15 protein-coding genes are annotated in these 17,023 nt (G+C 55.4%); all 15 read right to left on the bottom strand.

The features are described 5' to 3' along the window. Positions 1-13: 13 nt before the first annotated feature. The 15 genes from J2X43_RS02045 to J2X43_RS01975 all read right to left on the bottom strand — a co-directional run bounded on the left by J2X43_RS02045 (position 14) and on the right by J2X43_RS01975 (position 17,004). Positions 14-2,152, bottom strand: coding sequence for a bi-domain-containing oxidoreductase (locus J2X43_RS02045; protein ID WP_310290542.1), 2,139 nt, complete (start codon positions 2,150-2,152; stop codon positions 14-16). A 15-nt stretch (positions 2,153-2,167) separates the two neighbouring features. Next, entirely contained in the window at positions 2,168-2,920 is a 753-nt protein-coding gene (locus J2X43_RS02040; RefSeq protein ID WP_310290539.1) for an AglZ/HisF2 family acetamidino modification protein, read from the bottom strand. 2 nt (positions 2,921-2,922) lie between these two features. Continuing rightward, complete coding sequence (gene hisH / locus J2X43_RS02035; protein WP_310290536.1) at positions 2,923-3,537, bottom strand: imidazole glycerol phosphate synthase subunit HisH; 615 nt, start codon at positions 3,535-3,537, stop codon at positions 2,923-2,925. Then, complete coding sequence (locus J2X43_RS02030) at positions 3,534-4,670, bottom strand: N-acetyl sugar amidotransferase (protein WP_310290534.1); 1,137 nt, start codon at positions 4,668-4,670, stop codon at positions 3,534-3,536. Before J2X43_RS02030 ends, hisH (J2X43_RS02035) begins: the two co-directional genes overlap by 4 nt. Before the next feature lie 40 nt (positions 4,671-4,710). Further along, positions 4,711-5,928 (bottom strand): UDP-N-acetyl-D-mannosamine dehydrogenase, encoded by a 1,218-nt coding sequence (gene wecC, locus J2X43_RS02025; protein ID WP_310290531.1) that lies wholly within the window; start codon positions 5,926-5,928, stop codon positions 4,711-4,713. Further along, on the bottom strand, positions 5,925-7,067 hold the full coding sequence (wecB, locus tag J2X43_RS02020) for a non-hydrolyzing UDP-N-acetylglucosamine 2-epimerase (protein WP_310290528.1): 1,143 nt from the start codon (positions 7,065-7,067) through the stop codon (positions 5,925-5,927). Before wecB ends, wecC begins: the two co-directional genes overlap by 4 nt. 6 nt (positions 7,068-7,073) lie before the next feature. Continuing rightward, positions 7,074-8,219 carry a glycosyltransferase family 4 protein gene (locus J2X43_RS02015; protein WP_310290525.1) on the bottom strand — a complete coding sequence of 382 codons (1,146 nt, stop codon included), beginning with the start codon at positions 8,217-8,219 and terminating at the stop codon, positions 7,074-7,076. After that, positions 8,216-8,830, bottom strand: a complete 615-nt coding sequence (locus J2X43_RS02010; protein ID WP_310290522.1) for a CatB-related O-acetyltransferase — start codon at positions 8,828-8,830, stop codon at positions 8,216-8,218. Before J2X43_RS02010 ends, J2X43_RS02015 begins: the two co-directional genes overlap by 4 nt. 13 nt (positions 8,831-8,843) lie before the next feature. Then, positions 8,844-10,208: a lipopolysaccharide biosynthesis protein gene (locus J2X43_RS02005; RefSeq protein WP_310290519.1), complete on the bottom strand. Its 1,365-nt coding sequence runs from the start codon at positions 10,206-10,208 to the stop codon at positions 8,844-8,846. Next, positions 10,208-11,563, bottom strand: coding sequence for a hypothetical protein (locus J2X43_RS02000; protein WP_310290516.1), 1,356 nt, complete (start codon positions 11,561-11,563; stop codon positions 10,208-10,210). The genes J2X43_RS02005 and J2X43_RS02000 overlap by 1 nt, the downstream gene beginning before the upstream one ends. Before the next feature lie 156 nt (positions 11,564-11,719). Then, entirely contained in the window at positions 11,720-12,571 is an 852-nt protein-coding gene (locus tag J2X43_RS01995; protein ID WP_310290513.1) for a hypothetical protein, read from the bottom strand. Between the two features lie 45 nt (positions 12,572-12,616). Next, positions 12,617-14,464 (bottom strand): asparagine synthase (glutamine-hydrolyzing), encoded by a 1,848-nt coding sequence (gene asnB / locus J2X43_RS01990; RefSeq protein WP_310290510.1) that lies wholly within the window; start codon positions 14,462-14,464, stop codon positions 12,617-12,619. Position 14,465: 1 nt separating this feature from the next. After that, a complete protein-coding gene (locus J2X43_RS01985) occupies positions 14,466-15,227 on the bottom strand; it encodes an AglZ/HisF2 family acetamidino modification protein (RefSeq protein ID WP_310290507.1) in 762 nt (253 codons plus the stop codon). Continuing rightward, positions 15,220-15,837 (bottom strand): imidazole glycerol phosphate synthase subunit HisH, encoded by a 618-nt coding sequence (hisH, locus tag J2X43_RS01980; RefSeq protein ID WP_310290504.1) that lies wholly within the window; start codon positions 15,835-15,837, stop codon positions 15,220-15,222. The genes J2X43_RS01985 and hisH (J2X43_RS01980) overlap by 8 nt, the downstream gene beginning before the upstream one ends. A gap of 30 nt (positions 15,838-15,867) precedes the next feature. Next, complete coding sequence (locus J2X43_RS01975; RefSeq protein ID WP_310290502.1) at positions 15,868-17,004, bottom strand: N-acetyl sugar amidotransferase; 1,137 nt, start codon at positions 17,002-17,004, stop codon at positions 15,868-15,870. Positions 17,005-17,023: the final 19 nt, after the last annotated feature.

Genomic DNA, 17,023 nt, shown 5'->3' with positions numbered 1-17,023 from the left:
GCTTCGTGCAGCCTTATTGCGCGCGAAGCAATTCCGCCGCTTCGATTGTGACACGAGCAACCTCGAAAATCTCGTTGACTGGAATTGCGCTCTTTCCGTCGCCGATAGCGTCCAGGAAGGCGGCGGCGCAGGCCCGCTGCCCTTTGTCCTGTTTCCAGAGGTTCATCTTCTTGAATTGGGGCCAACCGAAACCGCGAAGCTTGCGGAAGTTGTCGAGTTGCAGCACGCGGCCTGCTGCAAAGACTTCGACCCGCTCCTTCGGGAAACTGTGCGAGCCATTTGCCAGATACATGATGGTTCCGAACGAACCGTCTGCGAAGCCGAGCGTGATCGATGCCTTGTCCTCGGTAATGTCGACACCAGGCGCGTCGCCCATACGACGCGCCTGTACGGACACGACCGGGCTGTCGGCCAGAAAGCGCATGAGGTCAATCATGTGACATGCCTCACCTATGATTCGACCGCCGCCCATGGCGCGGTCTTGCGTCCAGTGGTTGGCCGGAATTGCGCCTGCATTCATCATCATCAGGAACGATTTGGGCTGCGAGATCGGCGCTAGAAGTGATTTGATCTTCTGTAGTTGAGGAGCGAAGCGCCGGTTGAAGCCAACCATAAGCTGGGGTCCCGTTCCACTCTCGTGAGCCTTCTGATAGGCACCCTGAACCTCCGCCAGCTCGTCGAGTGATAGTGCTAACGGCTTCTCCACGAAGACATTCTTTCCTGCAGCCAACGCGTCCCTGATCAAGCGTGCATGACTGTCGTGCCGCGTTACGATGACGGCTGTGTTGACATCGCTGTTTGCGTAGATAGCGCTCGCTTCCGTTGAAGCCTCAGCGAAACCTGCGCGACGGCCATGGATGACACCGTTGACGCCGCCGGAGGTCACGATTGTGTGGAGCTGCGCACCAGCCGCCTTGAACGCGGGTATCAGCATCCGCGATGCGTAGTTGCCTGCACCGATAACGCCCAGAACAGGGCGCGAGCGATTGAAGCTCTCAGGATGGGAGCCCAGCGTCACATTCCGCACATCGCGATTTTTCGCGTCGCGCTCGTAATCCAGCATGATGCCAAGCGCCTGTTTATCGTCGCTAAGCAGCATGTAGGCGGAGGGCGCATCGTCAAATGCGAAGCGATGGGTGATAAGCGGCTTCACGTCAAGCTGGCCCGAGGCCATCATGCTGAGTACTGCCTCGAAATTTCGCTGTTCAGTCCACCGCACGAAGCCGAGCGGATAGTCGACTCCGTCCTCTTCGTAGGTCGGGTCATAGCGACCTGGACCATAGGAGCAAGATACCTGGAAGCTCAGTTCCTTGGTGTAGAAATCAGCCCGGTTTAGCTCGAGACCCGTCACTCCGACGAGTACGATCCGGCCACGCTGGCGGCTCATCTGGGCGGCCTGCCGTACGGGTTCGTTTGACTTGGTGGAGGCCGTAATAATCACGGCGTCGACACCTTCGCCTCCGCTGAAGGCCATGCCGGCGGCAACCGGATCTTCTCCGCTCGAAGGATTGCAGGTGGTTGCGCCGAAACGCCGCGCCAGCGCCAGCTTGGTATCATCAAAATCGATCGCGAGAACGCGGCATCCCTGGGCGCGCAGCAATTGCACGGTCAAGAGACCAATCAGACCAACGCCGGTTACGACAACGCACTCGCCGAGGGTCGGCTGCGCTAGACGAATTCCCTGCAAGCCAATGCTGGCAACAACCACGAAAGCCGCAGAATCGTCGTCCACGGTGTCTGGAATGCGAGCGCAGAGATTCTTTCCGACCCGGACGACATCTGCATGAGGCCCGTTGGAAACCACTCGGTCACCCGGCTTGAAGCCTTCGACATTCTTGCCTGCCTCGTGAACGACACCGACATTGCAGTAACCGAGAGGTAGCGGCTGGGCTAGCTTAGACTGGACCGCTTCGATCGTTGACATCAAACCGTCGTTGCGCACCTTGTCGAGCAGCATACGGACTCGCTCAGGCTGCTGTCGCGCCTTTTGAAGATAGGATGCCCGGCCGAAATCTACCAGCATTCGCTCTGTACCGGCCGAAATCAGGCTAACCGTACTGTGAATCAATACCGTATTGGCGCTGGCATGCGGCGTCGGCGCGTCGGCAACATAGGTCTCGCCATTTGCCATGTCCTGTAAGATCTGTCTCATGCATAAGCCTCGATGTCAGGCAAGCCTTGCCGGCCTGGCGTAATTGATCAGAACTGCGCGAAAGGTGCCTTTGAAGACGAAGAGGCTTCCGGCTGCCGCACCGACAATACCAACCGTATCGATCAACTTCTGCATGTCATCAACGCTGCTTGCTCCCCCGAGAATTGACATCGGTGTGGAAATTGCAGCCCTGACCTGTCTAGCGAGGTCGAGGTCGTAGCCGTTCATCATGCCGTCACGGTCAATCGAGTTGATGACGATTTCGCCCGCGCCCAACTCAGCTGCCTGTTGGCAGAACTCCACAAGGCTGGTCTTGTGTTTCTCGCGCCCGTTGTTGGTGTAGATGGTGTAGCCGCCAAGCAGCCTGTTTTTGCGGACATCAAGCGTCACCGCCACGCTCTGGCCACCGACGGTCTCTGCCATCTCCCTGATCAAAGCAGGGCGGGCAAGCGCTGCAGAACTGATGGAGACTTTCTCAAATCCCATAGCGATGATCTGCGCGGCTTGCTCGGCGGTCTTGATGCCTCCACCATAGGCAAGCGGCATCCTGCTTTCCACTGCGAGACTTCGAAGCAACATCAAATTCGGCGCCTTTTGCAGCACGCTTGCATCGATGTCGAGGAACATCAGCTCATCGACCGCCTTCTCGTTGAAGATCTTAACCGCGTTCAGGGGATCCCCGACATACTTGGGGTCCTTAAACTGCTGCGTCTTCACCAAGCCGCCGTCGTGCATCAGAAGGCAGGGAATAATCCGGGATCGCAACATGGTCACAGCTCCGCAAAATTTCGGAAAATTGCGACACCGTTCGCATGGCTCTTTTCCGGATGAAATTGCATGCCGAATATGTTGCCATGCGCAACCGCACAGGTGATCTTCTCACCATATTCAGCTGTTGCCGCAATGTCGTCTTGTTCTGAGGGATCGAAATAGTAGCTGTGAAGGAAGTAAAATCCCTTGACGGTATCGACACCTTCGAACAGACGCGCGCCTGGCCGCGTCGTCACGGTATTCCAGCCCATATGCGGAAGATGTGGCACCGACGAAAGCTTTGAAGCATCGATCTTCCGCACCCGGCCCTTAATCCAGCCCAGGCCGGAAAGTTCGCCCTCGTCGCTCGATTCGGCAAGGATTTGCATGCCGACGCAGATGCCGAGCACTTTCTTCCCGCGACCGAGAACCTGATCGTTTAGAAGATCGACCATGCCAGACTGCTTGAAATATTTCATCGTCGTGTCAAACGCACCGACGCCAGGCAGGATATAACGGTCGGCTTTTTCAAGCTCTGCGAGGTCGCCAGTGATAATGTGCGGCACCTTCAGCTGCTTGTAGATATTTGCGATCGCGCCGACGTTCCCGGAGCCATAGTCAATTATCGCGATCATCTCTTCACCGATCTTTCAACACCTATCCACCTCAGCACCTTCGCGCCGATCTCAAACATCCATTCCTGGTTCTTATAGTCGCGGTAGGTCTTTTTCGGCATTGAGTGGTAGTGGCGCAATTCCTCGACGGAGATGCCGAGTTTTGTAGCGATGTATTCAAACTCCTCGTCGATCGTTTCCGGATCAGCCGCAGGCTCCTTAAGCCTTTCGAGGGCCTCGTCGCGGGTCATCTGTTCTGTGAGGATCAGGCTCGAATACTGCACCCTGCGCGTGTCATAGCCGAAGCGCGTTGGTAGCCAATAGCCCTCGAAGAATTTGGTAAAACGCGACTCGAAATGCTTCTGCGGGTACGGACGCCATCCGTAGTGTTCCGACAAAGTCTTGATCGCAATTTCCTTGGTATAATGCAGCCAATTAAGCGGCTTCACTACACGCACGCCACGCACGTAGGGCAGATAGAGCTTATGGAACAAAATGCTGCTGAATGGATACGTCTTAAGCGTTCGCGTGCCGAAACGCTTTTGGATGTCGCGAATCTGCGCCATATCCGTGCCATGATAGAGCCATTCCAGCGGGTTGCGAACGCACTCGGTGGCGAAATTGCCGCCGTTCAAGATGTACTTGATATTGTGCTTGTTAGCGAAATGATAAAGCGTTGCAATAAAGGCGTGGTCCTGAGGAATGTCGAGGTGCGGCACGCCTGACTTGAAGAAGGCGAGCTGGAAGTCTCGCATCTCTTCCCAGTTTATCACCTCCGTGTAGAGGTCCAGCCCCAGCTTGTCGACGAGCACCTGGATATTGTTGACTGCAATGTCAGTGTTCCAACCGCCGTCCACATGGAATACCAGCGGCCGCAGTCCGAACTCTGAGACAGCGAGATGCAGCAGGTACGAACTATCGAGACCACCGCTCATCCCTATGATGCAGTCGAATGGCTTACCCTTACCGTCCTGCCGGATCTTCTCCACCATCTCGCGGAAGAGTTGCTTTCCGCGCTCGTCGGGATGCCAGTTGGGCTTCACATCACGTTGAAACCCGCGGCAGTGATCGCATACACCTTGTGCATCGAAAGCAATCTGCGCGTCGCTGGTATCCATAACGCAGCACGTGCATATTCTGTAGGGGCGGCTCATGTGAATATACTCTTTGGTTCTATCGCGTGTGTTCTCTAGGTCAGTTCGAGGCGCCGCAAAAATCCATTGCGTTTTTGGCCTTGAGAGCAGCAGCCATCTCCACTCGCAGGAACTGGCGGTGCTTTACCAGAAGAACGAACAACGCGTCTTGCTTGATCGCATCTTCGATTGCCACAAGATCCAATGTGTCGTGGCTTTCGATATTGGGTTCGACGGCCAAGACGTCGTAGCCCTGTGACTTCAGATCCAGAGCGATCTCTAGCGCCGGTGACTCGCGGAGGTCATCAAGGTCAGGCTTGAACGCCAGGCCGAGACATATGATGCGCGGCTCTGCGCCGCGCGCGGCGCGCCAACCTTGTGCCGACGCCTTGATCTTTTCAATGACCCACCGGCTCTTGTGATTGTTGACTTCGCGCGCAGTGCGGATCAGGCGGGAATTTTCCGGGTCGGATGCGACGATAAACCATGGGTCAACGGCGATGCAATGACCTCCAACGCCCGCGCCGGGCTGCAGGATATTCACACGCGGATGCCGGTTGGCAAATGCTATGACCTTCCAGACATCGATACCCTTCTTGTCGCAGATCATCGACAATTCGTTAGCAAATGCTATGTTCACGTCGCGGAAGCTGTTTTCGGTGAGCTTGCACATTTCAGCGCATGCCGCTTCCGTCTCCAGAACATCTCCGCGTACAAAGCCGCGATAGAACTCCGCTACGATCCGTGAAGATTCCGGCGTCAGGCCACCGACCACGCGATCATTTTCGACAAGCTCGGTCATGATCTTCCCGGGCAACACGCGTTCAGGGCAATAGGCGATGTGCAATCCGTCAGGATCGACGCCATGAGCGCGAAGTTCGTCGGCGACCTGCTGCGTCGTGCCTACAGGCGACGTCGATTCCAAGATTACAAGGTTACCAGGTCTGACGTGGGGCGCTATGCTACGCGTCGCGGCCATAACTATATCGACGTTCGGTTGAGGGATGGGACCACCCTCATGAAATGGCGTTGGAACGGCAATGATGAAGACATCGGCGGGGTGCGGCGTCATGTCAGCTCGCAGATTTCCCTGCGATACCGCTGAATGCACGAATGCGTCGAGGTCGGGTTCAACGATGTGGATAAGGCCCGAATTGATGGTATCGACGGCCTTGCGATTTACATCCACGCCAATGACCTGATGCCCCTTGCTTGCCAGCAGGGCAGCCGTAGGGAGGCCGATATAGCCGAGACCGACCACACAGACTTTTTGCTTCAAACCAAAATCTCCCTCAAATGTGTCACGATGCGCTCACATGCATTGCCATCGCCATAAGGATTATGCGCATGCGCCATCGCCTGATAGTGCTCTGCGTCGTCTAGTAGCGCGGACAGTTCCGTGACGATGCGAGCCTGGTCAGCACCCACCAGGCGCACGGTGCCAGCATCGACTGCTTCCGGCCGCTCCGTCACGTCGCGCATCACCAGAACAGGCTTACCCAAACTCGGTGCTTCTTCCTGTATTCCACCGCTGTCCGTCAAGACGATATGGCAGTGTTGCAGCAAAAGAGCAAACGGCTCGTATTCCTGCGGAGATATGAGATGAATGTTTTCGATGCCAGAGAGGGCAGCATGTACATGAGAAGCAACGTTCGGATTCAGATGCACAGGATAAACAAAGTGGACGCCCGGATAGCGGCCTGCCAACTCTGCCAGTGCCGCGGTGATCTGTTCGAAGCCCTGGCCGAAATTTTCCCTTCGATGGCCGGTAACGAGCACATACCGCTCCGACACCAGAGGGAAATGAACGAGCTCGGCCAGCCTCAAAAGGATGGCATCTGCCCGCGCCGGTTCGCTGGCCAACCGTTTCAGTATCCACTGCAGAGCGTCGATCACCGTGTTGCCGGTCTTGAATATCTTTTGGGCGGGAACGGCTTCGGCCGCCAAGTTGGCAACGCTCTTATCGGTCGGGGCGAAATGGACGCTTGCCAGACGGCCGACGAATTGCCTGTTCATTTCCTCAGGGAAGGGAGCATGCAAGTCATGCGTACGTAGCCCGGCCTCCACATGGCCGACGGCAACGCCGGAATAAAAGGCTGCAAGGGCGGACGCAAAGGCCGTCGTCGTGTCGCCATGCACCAATACGATATCGGGTTTCTCGCTCTCAATCACAGCCTTCATTTCGACCAGTATCCGCGCTGTGATGTCGAAAAGGGTCTGACCCGGGCGCATGATATCCAGATCGATATCGGGTACGATGTTGAAGACGCCCAACACCTGATCAAGCATATCCCGATGCTGGCCAGTGACGCAGATGCGGAGATCGAATTCGCCGTGTTTCGCCCTAAGCGCATGGCATAGGGGCGCCATCTTGATCGCTTCAGGCCGGGTCCCAAAAACAACGAGTATTTTCTTCATGGTAGCTTACTTCAATATGCGCGCAGCGAGGGCTCGGTAATCCAAGAGACGCGATGCGATTTTTAGGGACTGGGCGGACATCGATGCCAAGACATCTGGATCTCGGGCAATGGCTCGAAAGGCGGAAGGCAGGTCGTCGGGCTCCCTCAGCAGCCAGCCATTGCCATTTACGAAGGGTGCGTGACTCGGCACATCGTCCAATACAACCGGGCAACGGGCGCAGAGGGACATCTGCATTGTTGCAGACTGTGTTCCCGGTTGGACATAGACATCTGTTGCGCAGAGCAGGTCGCCTAGTTCGTCAGCGCCCTTCCAGCCTAGAAAGCTAATTCGCGTATCCGTTGCGATCAGAGCCTCGGCCTCTTCGCGTATTTTCTCATCGAACGCGCCAGCGACAACGAAGCGAAGGTGATCACCTTCGGTCTTGATGAACGCACGAAGACTTTCCAGTATCTTCTTGCGTGGGCCCATTTTGCCGGACTGCATCAGCATGACTTGCCCATCCGCCATGCCGACATTGAGGCGACCACGCTCCCTACGAGCAGCATATTCCGCTTCATCGAAGACCCGGCCGCCCAGTGGATAGAACTCCAGGTCAGCCCGAGGAATCCCATAGCTCGTTTCAACGAAATCCATCGTTTCGATCGAAACGCAGAGAACCTTCTCGAAATGCCGACGGCATAACTTGATGATGGACGCGTAATAAAGGCGATGCAGGAAATATTTCGAAACAAAGTTGCGGCAACTGTTATTCTGGTCTTCGTGGCTGTCAACGTAAAGCTTCACCCGCGGATAGCTGCGTTTGTATTTCGCTGCGGCAAAAAGCTCCCAGCCGCAAAGCCCGTGAAAGAGGATAACGTCCGGGCCGATTTCCTCAAGCAGCCGAAATACACCGGGATGCGGACGCAACTTCCGCATGATCTTTTGTGGCAGGAATTTTCGGTAGGGCAATCGGATTACTTTGGCGCCATCCTTGCCCATATATACTGACGGCTTGACATAGGTCAGCCGTCGATCCGCACCGAAATTCTCGGTGGACGCGACGACGACTACATCGTGACCATCGATCACGTGCTGGCGGACCAGCTCATTCTCCTGGTAGCCGAAGCCATCCACATAGAAGCAGGAAAGGCAGAGATGTACAATCTTCACAGAAATCCCTCTTGCCTCAGCAATTGCTCCGGGTCGGGGAACAGGGGGGCAATCCGCCTCAGTTCATGATCGGGCATATCCCACCATTTCATTTTCAGGAGCCCCTCGATAATTTCGGGGCTGAACCGCATTCGAATGAGGCGAGCCGGATTGCCGGCAACAATTGCATAGGGCTCGACATCTTTGGTTACGACGCTGCCCATTCCGATCACTGCGCCGTGACCGATTGTCACTCCACCCTTGATTAGAACGTTGTCTCCGATCCACACGTCATGCCCAATGGTCGTTCTGGCGCGCCATTGGTAGGGATGCTTGGAGAACTTGGCTTTCACGCTGTCGCGGTGAGACAAGAAGACCGGGCTGGTGGAGACGTATTCCATCGGGTGACGAGATCCTCCGATGACGGCGCCCCCGGCGATCGAACAAAATCCACCCACGTCGCAATCTATGATCGTGCAATCGTAGCCACAGAATGAATGTCGATCGAAGCGTGAACGAATGATTGTGCTGCCGGCCTCCAGCTTGGATGTCGGATGAACAAGACTATCGGCGATCGCGTTGCCGCGCGCCTTCTTTAGCAGTCTTGAAAAAATGTAACCGAAGGAAACCATACCAACTCGACTATTATCGCAAATCCTTGAGACCATCGGCCGAGTAGGCGACATCACCCGACTGGCTCTTAGGCCCTGAAGTCCGGCAGGCCTGCCAGGTCAGAACAGCGTGGATCAATAGACTAAAGGACCAAACGGCTGCAAGTACAACCATGAACTGCCCAAACCGCAGCGAAAGCCAATAAGTCAGCGCCGTCGCTATGAGCAATGTAATCAATCGCGCCGCATCCCAGATCAACTGCACATGTGTGCGCCCGAGATAGCTTAGTGTCATCGAGACTGGCGTCGTCACGAAATCGGAAAAGAGCATCAATGACAGAAGCGTTGATACGATGCCGATGTTATCCCAGCGCGCGCCGAAGATGGTTGTGCCCCAGGCATTCATCACGATGACAAGGAAGCCTACCGCAAATACGCCCACGATAGAAAGCCGAAACAGCATCATCAGATATTCGCGGGCGAGTGCACCCTCGGGCTTGTCACGAAAGGTTCGGAACTCGGATGCGTAGACTTGGGCCACAGCCTGCCCGAGCATACCAAGTGGGCCGCCGCAGGCACGCATAATGAGCGCGAAAAGCCCGGCCTCATAAAGACCGTACATGTAGCTCAAAGCCAGAACCGGTACCTGCTGGGCAGCGAGATTGAAGAGCGCGGCTGGCGCCAGCGTCAAGGGAAATCGCTTGTAATCAAGGAAAGTCGCCTTGAGTTGCGGACCCCTTCGCCAGAGCACCATGCCGCCGCGAAGGCTTAGCCGCCGCAGGCCACTCATGGCGCCCACCATGTAGCCAATGGCCTGTGCCCAGATCATGCCGGCGGCGCTATGATGCGCCAGCCCAAAGGCCAACTGCCCGCATCCCGAAACGATACCCTGCAGAATCTTATTCTTGCCGACGCTCCTTATGGCGCGTTGGCGTAGCAGGAGGGCGTTGATCAACTGCGAAAATGCAAAGCTGATTGCGATTACGGGCACAGCAAGAAAAGGCAAGTCCTTCCACGAACCACTGCCCGGCAACATCGACATTGGCATGACGTTGATCCCAACGAGGACGATCAACGACGTGGCAGTCACGAGAACACCACCAAGGAATGCGATGCGGATCGCCTCAATCGGCCCATGTGCGATAGGGATCGCATGTTCGAGACGACCCGTTCCAACTGACCCGACAAGCGCGCCAAAGCCGAGGATAACCGCAAATGCACCCACTTCCTGCGGCCCGTAGAGGCGCGTAATCACAGGCGAAATCAGCAGAAGAAAGCCCTGTGCAATGGCGGAGCTGATCGTCAGGAACATATAGCTTGATATCTTGGACTTCATACCAAAGCCGACCGACTCAAGTCCCCTGCCAAGGTAACGCTTCAGGCACGTCAGAACTCGCATCATTCCTGTTCCCGATTTCCAGCCGGAACTATTTGCTTCGATACTCCCGGAGCGACGAAACGCGTGCGGTACAACCAGAGCAAGATAACGGCCATTCCAAGGCCGTGACTCAATAATGTTGTGAACAGATCGCTGTCGGCAAGGGCGGTTCGCAACGGTCCGATAGTCATCGCTGACACGAACCAAAGCGGGGCACCTGAACGGACGATGGTGTTCAAGACGCTGAGCACGAGGCCGAGAATTACCGAATAAAGCAAGACACCCCAAATACCTGCCTGAGCGTAGCCAGCAGGAACGAGGCCCATATTCGAAGCGCTGTCTGCTCCCGGAACGAAGTATCCGCCAAGCAATCGCGGAATGTTGACCCCGACATATTCACCACTGGAGAACGACGCTAGTACCTTGTCAGCCCAGTAGACATGCGGGTGGAAGGTGAAGAAGTCGAACCACTGAAAGGTCATGCCCGAGGGCACAAAAAAGGCGCGCCGGATGGCAATTTCGGCAACGCTTTCGATGTCGCGAACCTCAAAAAGAAGGAGTGCTACAAGAATCCCGACTGCCGCCGCGTAGGGCATCGGTGTCAAATGCTCAAAGCGTTCAAGATAGAACCAGACAGCTATGGCCAGGAAGGGTAGGAAGAGAACGATTCGATGGCTTGTCAGCCCGAAGAAGAAGAACTGTGCAATGAGCAGGAGACCCAGCCAGACGAATTTCCGGTTTAGCAGGCAAACGCAGATCAGGAAGATCGTGAAGACTTTGTAGACCCAGAGATTTAGGTAGGACAGCGCGCCCACGTCCAGCAACGCGGCAACGTTATCCCTGAAGGTATAAATCTTGCGGACGTCAAGATTGAAATAGGCGAGAGCACCCGAAAAATAGGCCCAGGCAAAGAGGTAGAGTACAGCCACTGCCGAAATCGCGACAGCGAGCAGCGGACCCTTCGGAACGGGAATCCGCGAAATGAAATCAGGAATTGGCATCCTCGAAACGAGGTCCACAAGCAAAAGCGCGCTCATTGTATATATGACCGGTTCGATCGGTCGTGCGGCATTCAGTCCGAACTCGCTTGTCAGGGGGCCGATGAGGAAGAACGTCGCCATGACGAGAAAGACATTGCTGACATCCCGTGGCCGTGAGCTTAAGACCGTGGTGAACAACACGAACATAAGCAGCGAGCAAAGGTAGCGCGTTAGATCAACATCGTAGAGGAAGTTGATGGGCGTGTCGAAATAGTAAATGACATAAAGAAATTTCTCGTAGGAAATGTCCAGGAAGAGCCGAAACACAAGGAAACCAACGATCAGAAAAAGGTCTCCCTTTTTCGATTGCATCCAAGTCTGTGAAATGTTGTACACTGCCTCGGTCTCCGGTCGGTGAGTTGGTGTTGGCAGCGGCCTGACGTTTTCGCGTTTTATGCAGCCACATGCGTTTCTAAAATTCGCAACTAAAGTCCATAGTGCGCAGAAACTGAAGATTGCCTTCGTTGTCTTGCTGCATATGGCTGGTTGCGTCTAGAAATATGCCTTGTCGTCGAGTATCGATTTCATTCGGCTATAGGCTTGGACGAGCGTTTCCGTTTCTGGAATTAGCGGTTGAACCTTGTCGATCAAAGCGAAGGTGTCGCTTCGCTCTTCAACAGTAGCTCGGCTATAGTCGGCAGAGATATCGAGTTTGACATCCGCGAGATCTGAGCCAATCGGGTCGGGAAGACGAATTTGATAATTTCCGTTCCTTACCGGCATGAAAAGACAGTCAAATTCGAATTTGCCTCGCTTGGGTTCGAAATCGTCACCATATTCCAGCGCGCACGGCAAGAAGCTCAGCTTCATGCCCTCTGGCAAATTCATCTCATAGCTTACCAACATGAAGTTGCCCCACGGCGCCGGCTCGCGCACCACATTGGTGATGACGGGCCAATACTTGATCAGTGAGCGGAGCTTGTTTTTTCGCTCTTCGATATCCGCCTTGTACTTTTCCGCGCTGGCTTTGACTGCAGCGGAGTCCATCTTATCAAGCTTTGCCAAAGTGGAATTCGCAACCATCAATTGTGCGTCGGCGGCGCGCATGATTTCGCCAAGCACAACGGTCCGAATACTTGGATGATCTCCGTACCGGTGCTGCAGCTCATCTCCGGGCAACTGACGCAAGGCCCATTTCAACTTTGCAAGCTGTGGTTCGGATATTTCGCCGTAGCGAAACTGCCGGGACACCTCGAAGGCGGCGCTTTTGGTGCCTTCACTGGCATCGAGCCGCGCGTGGACGCCTGACCCCGGGAGAAGTTTGGACGCAACGCCAATGATTAGCAGGACCGCCAGAGTAAAAAGCTTCCAGCAAAAGCTCAAACGGTCTTTTTCTTGCTCCATCGGCCTCTCCACTCGTTGAAACGTCGCCTTCAGGCATCTGATCTGTCAGTCGAACGACAGCCCACCGACGCCGAAAGTCTCCGCCCATTTCGCCAGGGAGTATAGCCGCCAGCGCAATCCTTGATTGATTTTCGCGAGCTCCTCTCTCTTGAGAGCATCGCGGGCGCAGAGGTATCTTATCAAGTCCGAAGACGCAAGAGTGCTGTCTATCGCGGAGGCGTGACTGCGCATCCAGCGACTTTCTGGCGATTCAAATCCGAACTTATGCTTGCGCCAGACAATCTCGGCGGGCAGCCGCGTTTCCATAGCCTTGCGAAGAAGGTGTTTTCCCCAGCCATCAGTCAACTTCAACTCGGTTGCAAGCGAGGTTGAAAATTCCACCAACCGGTAATCGAGGAACGGAAGCCGGGTCTCGATAGCGTGGGCCATCGAGTTTTTATCTTCGTAGCGGAGCAGAACTGGCAGGTTCGTTTTCCCGATCTCTCTTTTCTGCAGAGCGAAAAGATCAGTGCCATCAGCGCCCGTCCGGTCCACGCTCTGTGCAGCCAAGGCCTGCTCAGAAAAGAGGCTGCTTGGGATACTGATGCCCGCGCGTCTGAGCCCCGGCGCGTGAAAATAAGCAAGGTTCCACAAAAGTGCCTTGAGAGCGCCTGGCCGCCCGTTGCGGCCAAGGCCGCCTAGAACGCCTATCGCATTACCGAACCGTGCCGAAAGCAGCGACCCTGCGAAGTGGTCGGCGAAGTAACGCTCATAGCCCAGCAGTATCTCATCCCCGCCCTGCCCATCCAGCAGCACCGTGATGCCGGCCCTGCGCGCCTCTTGCATGACGAAATACTGCATGAAGATCGATGTACTGGCGAAGGGCTCTTCCTGGGTGCGCACGACAGCGTCAATCGCACTATCGAAGTCATTGTAATCGGGACGGACGGTGATCCAGTTCAGGCCAGCGCGGTCTACGACCTGCTTGGCAAAGCCGGACTCGTCGGTCAGCGGATCCTCGCTGATTGCAGTGATGGCGGAGAACGCCTGCCCGTCGCTGTCTGTCCGATACATCTCGCCGGCAATTGCTGCGATGCTGGAGCTGTCCATACCTCCGCTGAGGCATGTGCCAACCTTCACATCGGACCTTAGCCGCAGCCTGATGGCATCCTTAAAAAGCGAGTCGAAGCCTTCAAGCGCCTGCCGCCCATCAAGGCGCAGGACGTCGGCATTGGAGGTAAGCTCATAAAAACGCTCAACGGTGTAGGAGCGGCTATCGATGCGATAGATCAGGTTATGCCCGCCGGGCAGCTTGTTGACGCCTGCGAAGAAAGAACCTTCGATGTCTTCCGCCACACGCGACACGAGGAAGTTCATGGCGACACGCGCGTTCGCCTTGATTTCGCGAAACAACGGCAGCAACTGGCGTATTTCTGATCCAAAGCCGAAACCTGCAGCCGTATCGGCATAATAAAACGGTTTGACGCCAAAACGGTCGCGCGAACAGAAGACAATGTTGCGCCTTGGATCGAAAATAGCGAACGCCCACATTCCGTTGAACTTGCGGACGCAATCTGACCCCCATTGTTCATAAGCGCTCAACAGGACTTCAGTGTCGGAGCCGGAGCGGAAGTGCCGGCCGAGCGCAATGAGTTCGTTGCGTAATTCGATATAGTTGTAGATTTCGCCGTTGTAGGTGACGACGCAGCCGGTCTGCTCGTCCGCCATCGGCTGCTTGCCGAGCTCGGACAGATCGATAATTGACAGGCGTCGATGTCCGAGGGCCACGCTGCCCTGCGACCAAATCCCCTGGCCGTCAGGTCCGCGATGGGCCACGGCATCTGTCATCTGCTGGATAAGGTCCGGAAACGGCTGAGTTCCCGCGTTTGCAATAAGGCCTGCGATTCCACACATATCAGGGCAACCTGCTGCTCAATTGAGCCCTTTCGGGATAGTTAATCAGGACGGCCCGATGCCGGCCATAAAATACAAACATGCTTCCTGCGGCGACTGCGGAAGCGGATCCAACCGAAACGGCTTCGACAAAATCGTCAATATTTCTGGCACCACCGCAGGCAATGACCGGTATGGAGACCGCGTCGCTGACCGCGCGAATAAGTTTGAGGTCATAGCCGGACATCGTCCCATCGCGATCCACAGCGTTCACAAGAATTTCGCCGGCTCCGGCTTTCTCAACGGCGCCAAGGTGGTCGCGCAGACTGACCGGTTCCCGCTTCCTTGCTGACCGCGAGACAAGCTCATAACTCCCGATCCACGTCTTGCGGACATCAATACTGCATACAACCGCCTGCGAACCGTAAATTGAGGCTGCTTGGCGGATCAGTTCGAGATTTCCATAGACGGCGCTATTGATAATCACCTTTTCAAAGCCGAGCCCGATGACGCGGCGGATTTGTTCGATATTTGTCAGGCCGCCGCCATAGGCCATCGGCATGAAGGCTTCGCTGGCAATGTCCCGCAACAGATCGAAGGGCGGCTCTCGGTTTTCTGGCGTCGCTGCAATGTCGAGGAAAACGAGCTCATCGACCTCCTTCTCATTGAAGATACGCACCGCGTTGATGGGATCGCCGACATATTTCGGGGCCTTGAATTTCACCGTCTTGACGAGACCTTGGCCGCGCAACAACAGAACTGGAATGACGCGGGTTCTAGTCATTGCATTTGTACTCATTGAAAGCCCGCATCAGGGCAAGGCCATGCCGTAGTGATTTTTCCGGATGGAACTGCACGCCGAAAATATTGTCGCGCTGGACCGAACACGTGAATTCGATACCATAATTGCAGGTTGCAAGGACATTGCGCGGGTCGTTGCAAGCCATGTAGTAACCGTGGACAAAGTAGTAGCGCGCGTCGGCTAGGGCGTTGTCGAAGAGCATTGACGAATGTTTGGGTTGGATCTCGGCCCATCCCATATGCGGCACTCTGAAGCCCTCAGCATCGGGAAAGCGCCGGCATTCCATGTCTATCCAGCCGAGGCCTGGTTGGTCACCTTCGGCGCTGTTTTTACCAAGCATCTGCGCGCCAAGGCAGATACCGAGGACAGGCTTGCGCAGCTCTAGGGCAAACTCGTCGAGTGCGCCGCGCAAACCGGACCCCTGCAACATCTTCATTCCATGGTCGAAGTGTCCGACCCCCGGCAGGATGAGTTTGTCCGCCATGAGAATTTCATTTTTGTCTCGTGAAATGACTGCATCGGCCCCGGCCTTGCGCAACATGTTGCAAACGGATGCCAGATTTCCGACATCGTAGTCGACGATCACGATCATATCATTCCGCCCAGAAAGAGACCTGAAGCATCAGGAGTTCGGGTGCACTATCATTCCCTTGGACCGCAACCATTCCCGAAGCGCTGTCTTGAAATTGAAGAGCATGTAGTTTGAAGGATAATCACGGAAAGTCCGCGGAGGCGAGTCCATGATTTGCTTGAATTCCTCTTTGCTGATCGACAGCTTTTTCAAGATAAAATCCGTCTCCTCCTCAGCTTGGCGCTCGTTCTCGACATCGTCGGCCAAAGCCTGTTTCGCTTCGTCGCGCTGCATTTGGCCAGATAGGATCATGCTGGAAAGGTAAGAGCGCCGCTCGTCATAGCCGAATTTCCGGGGCCGGTAATAAAGCTGCTGCCATTTCGTAAATCGTGATTCAAAATGCTTGCCGCCGTAGTAACGGAAGCCGAGCTCGCGTTCCAAAAGTGTGATCGCATCGTTCTTCACATAGGGCATGTAGTTCAGCGGGCGTATCACGCGCATCCGCTTCACATATCTATTCCAGAAGTAGTAACGCAAGAAGCTAACACGCGGAAACGTGCTGAGCTTGATCGAGCCAAAGCGGCGATGCACTGCCTCGAGATGCCTCAAGTCCATCGCGTTGTAAGCCCACTCTTCGGGCATGATTGACTCTGTGGCGATGTTGCCGCCGCTGAGAACATATCTCAGCCCGTAGGCCTGCGCATTGCTATAAAGCGAAGCGAAAAAGGCATGGTCTTGGGGGACATCCTGATTGGCAAGACCCGCACGCAGGAAGGAGCGCTGCAAGTCACGCATCTCCTCCCAATCCACGACGTAGGTATGAAGGTCGATATCAAGCTTGCGGACGATATTCTCGATATTCTTGGTCGCCAATTCCGAGTTCCAGCCGCCATCGACATGGACGGCAAGAAGACGCAGGCCCAATTCCTTCCGGGCGACATAGGCTAGATAGGAGCTGTCGACGCCGCCGCTCAAACCGATAGCGCAATCGTAGGCCTTGCCTTCGCCCTGGCGCTTGATCGTAGCAACAATCTCGTCAAGTTTCTGCCGGCCGTTGACGTCCGGATGCCAGTTAAGCCGGATATTGTTGTCGAACCCTCGACAATGGTTGCACACACCTTCCGCATCAAAGGATATGTCGGGATCGCTCGTATCCATAATGCATCGAGTACAAATCTGATATTGCATGGTGTACAGAATCCGAGGT

It is taken from the genome of Rhizobium sp. BE258 (assembly GCF_031457345.1).
GTDB lineage: Bacteria > Pseudomonadota > Alphaproteobacteria > Rhizobiales > Rhizobiaceae > Rhizobium.
This window is presented reverse-complemented; position numbering and strand designations above follow the sequence as displayed.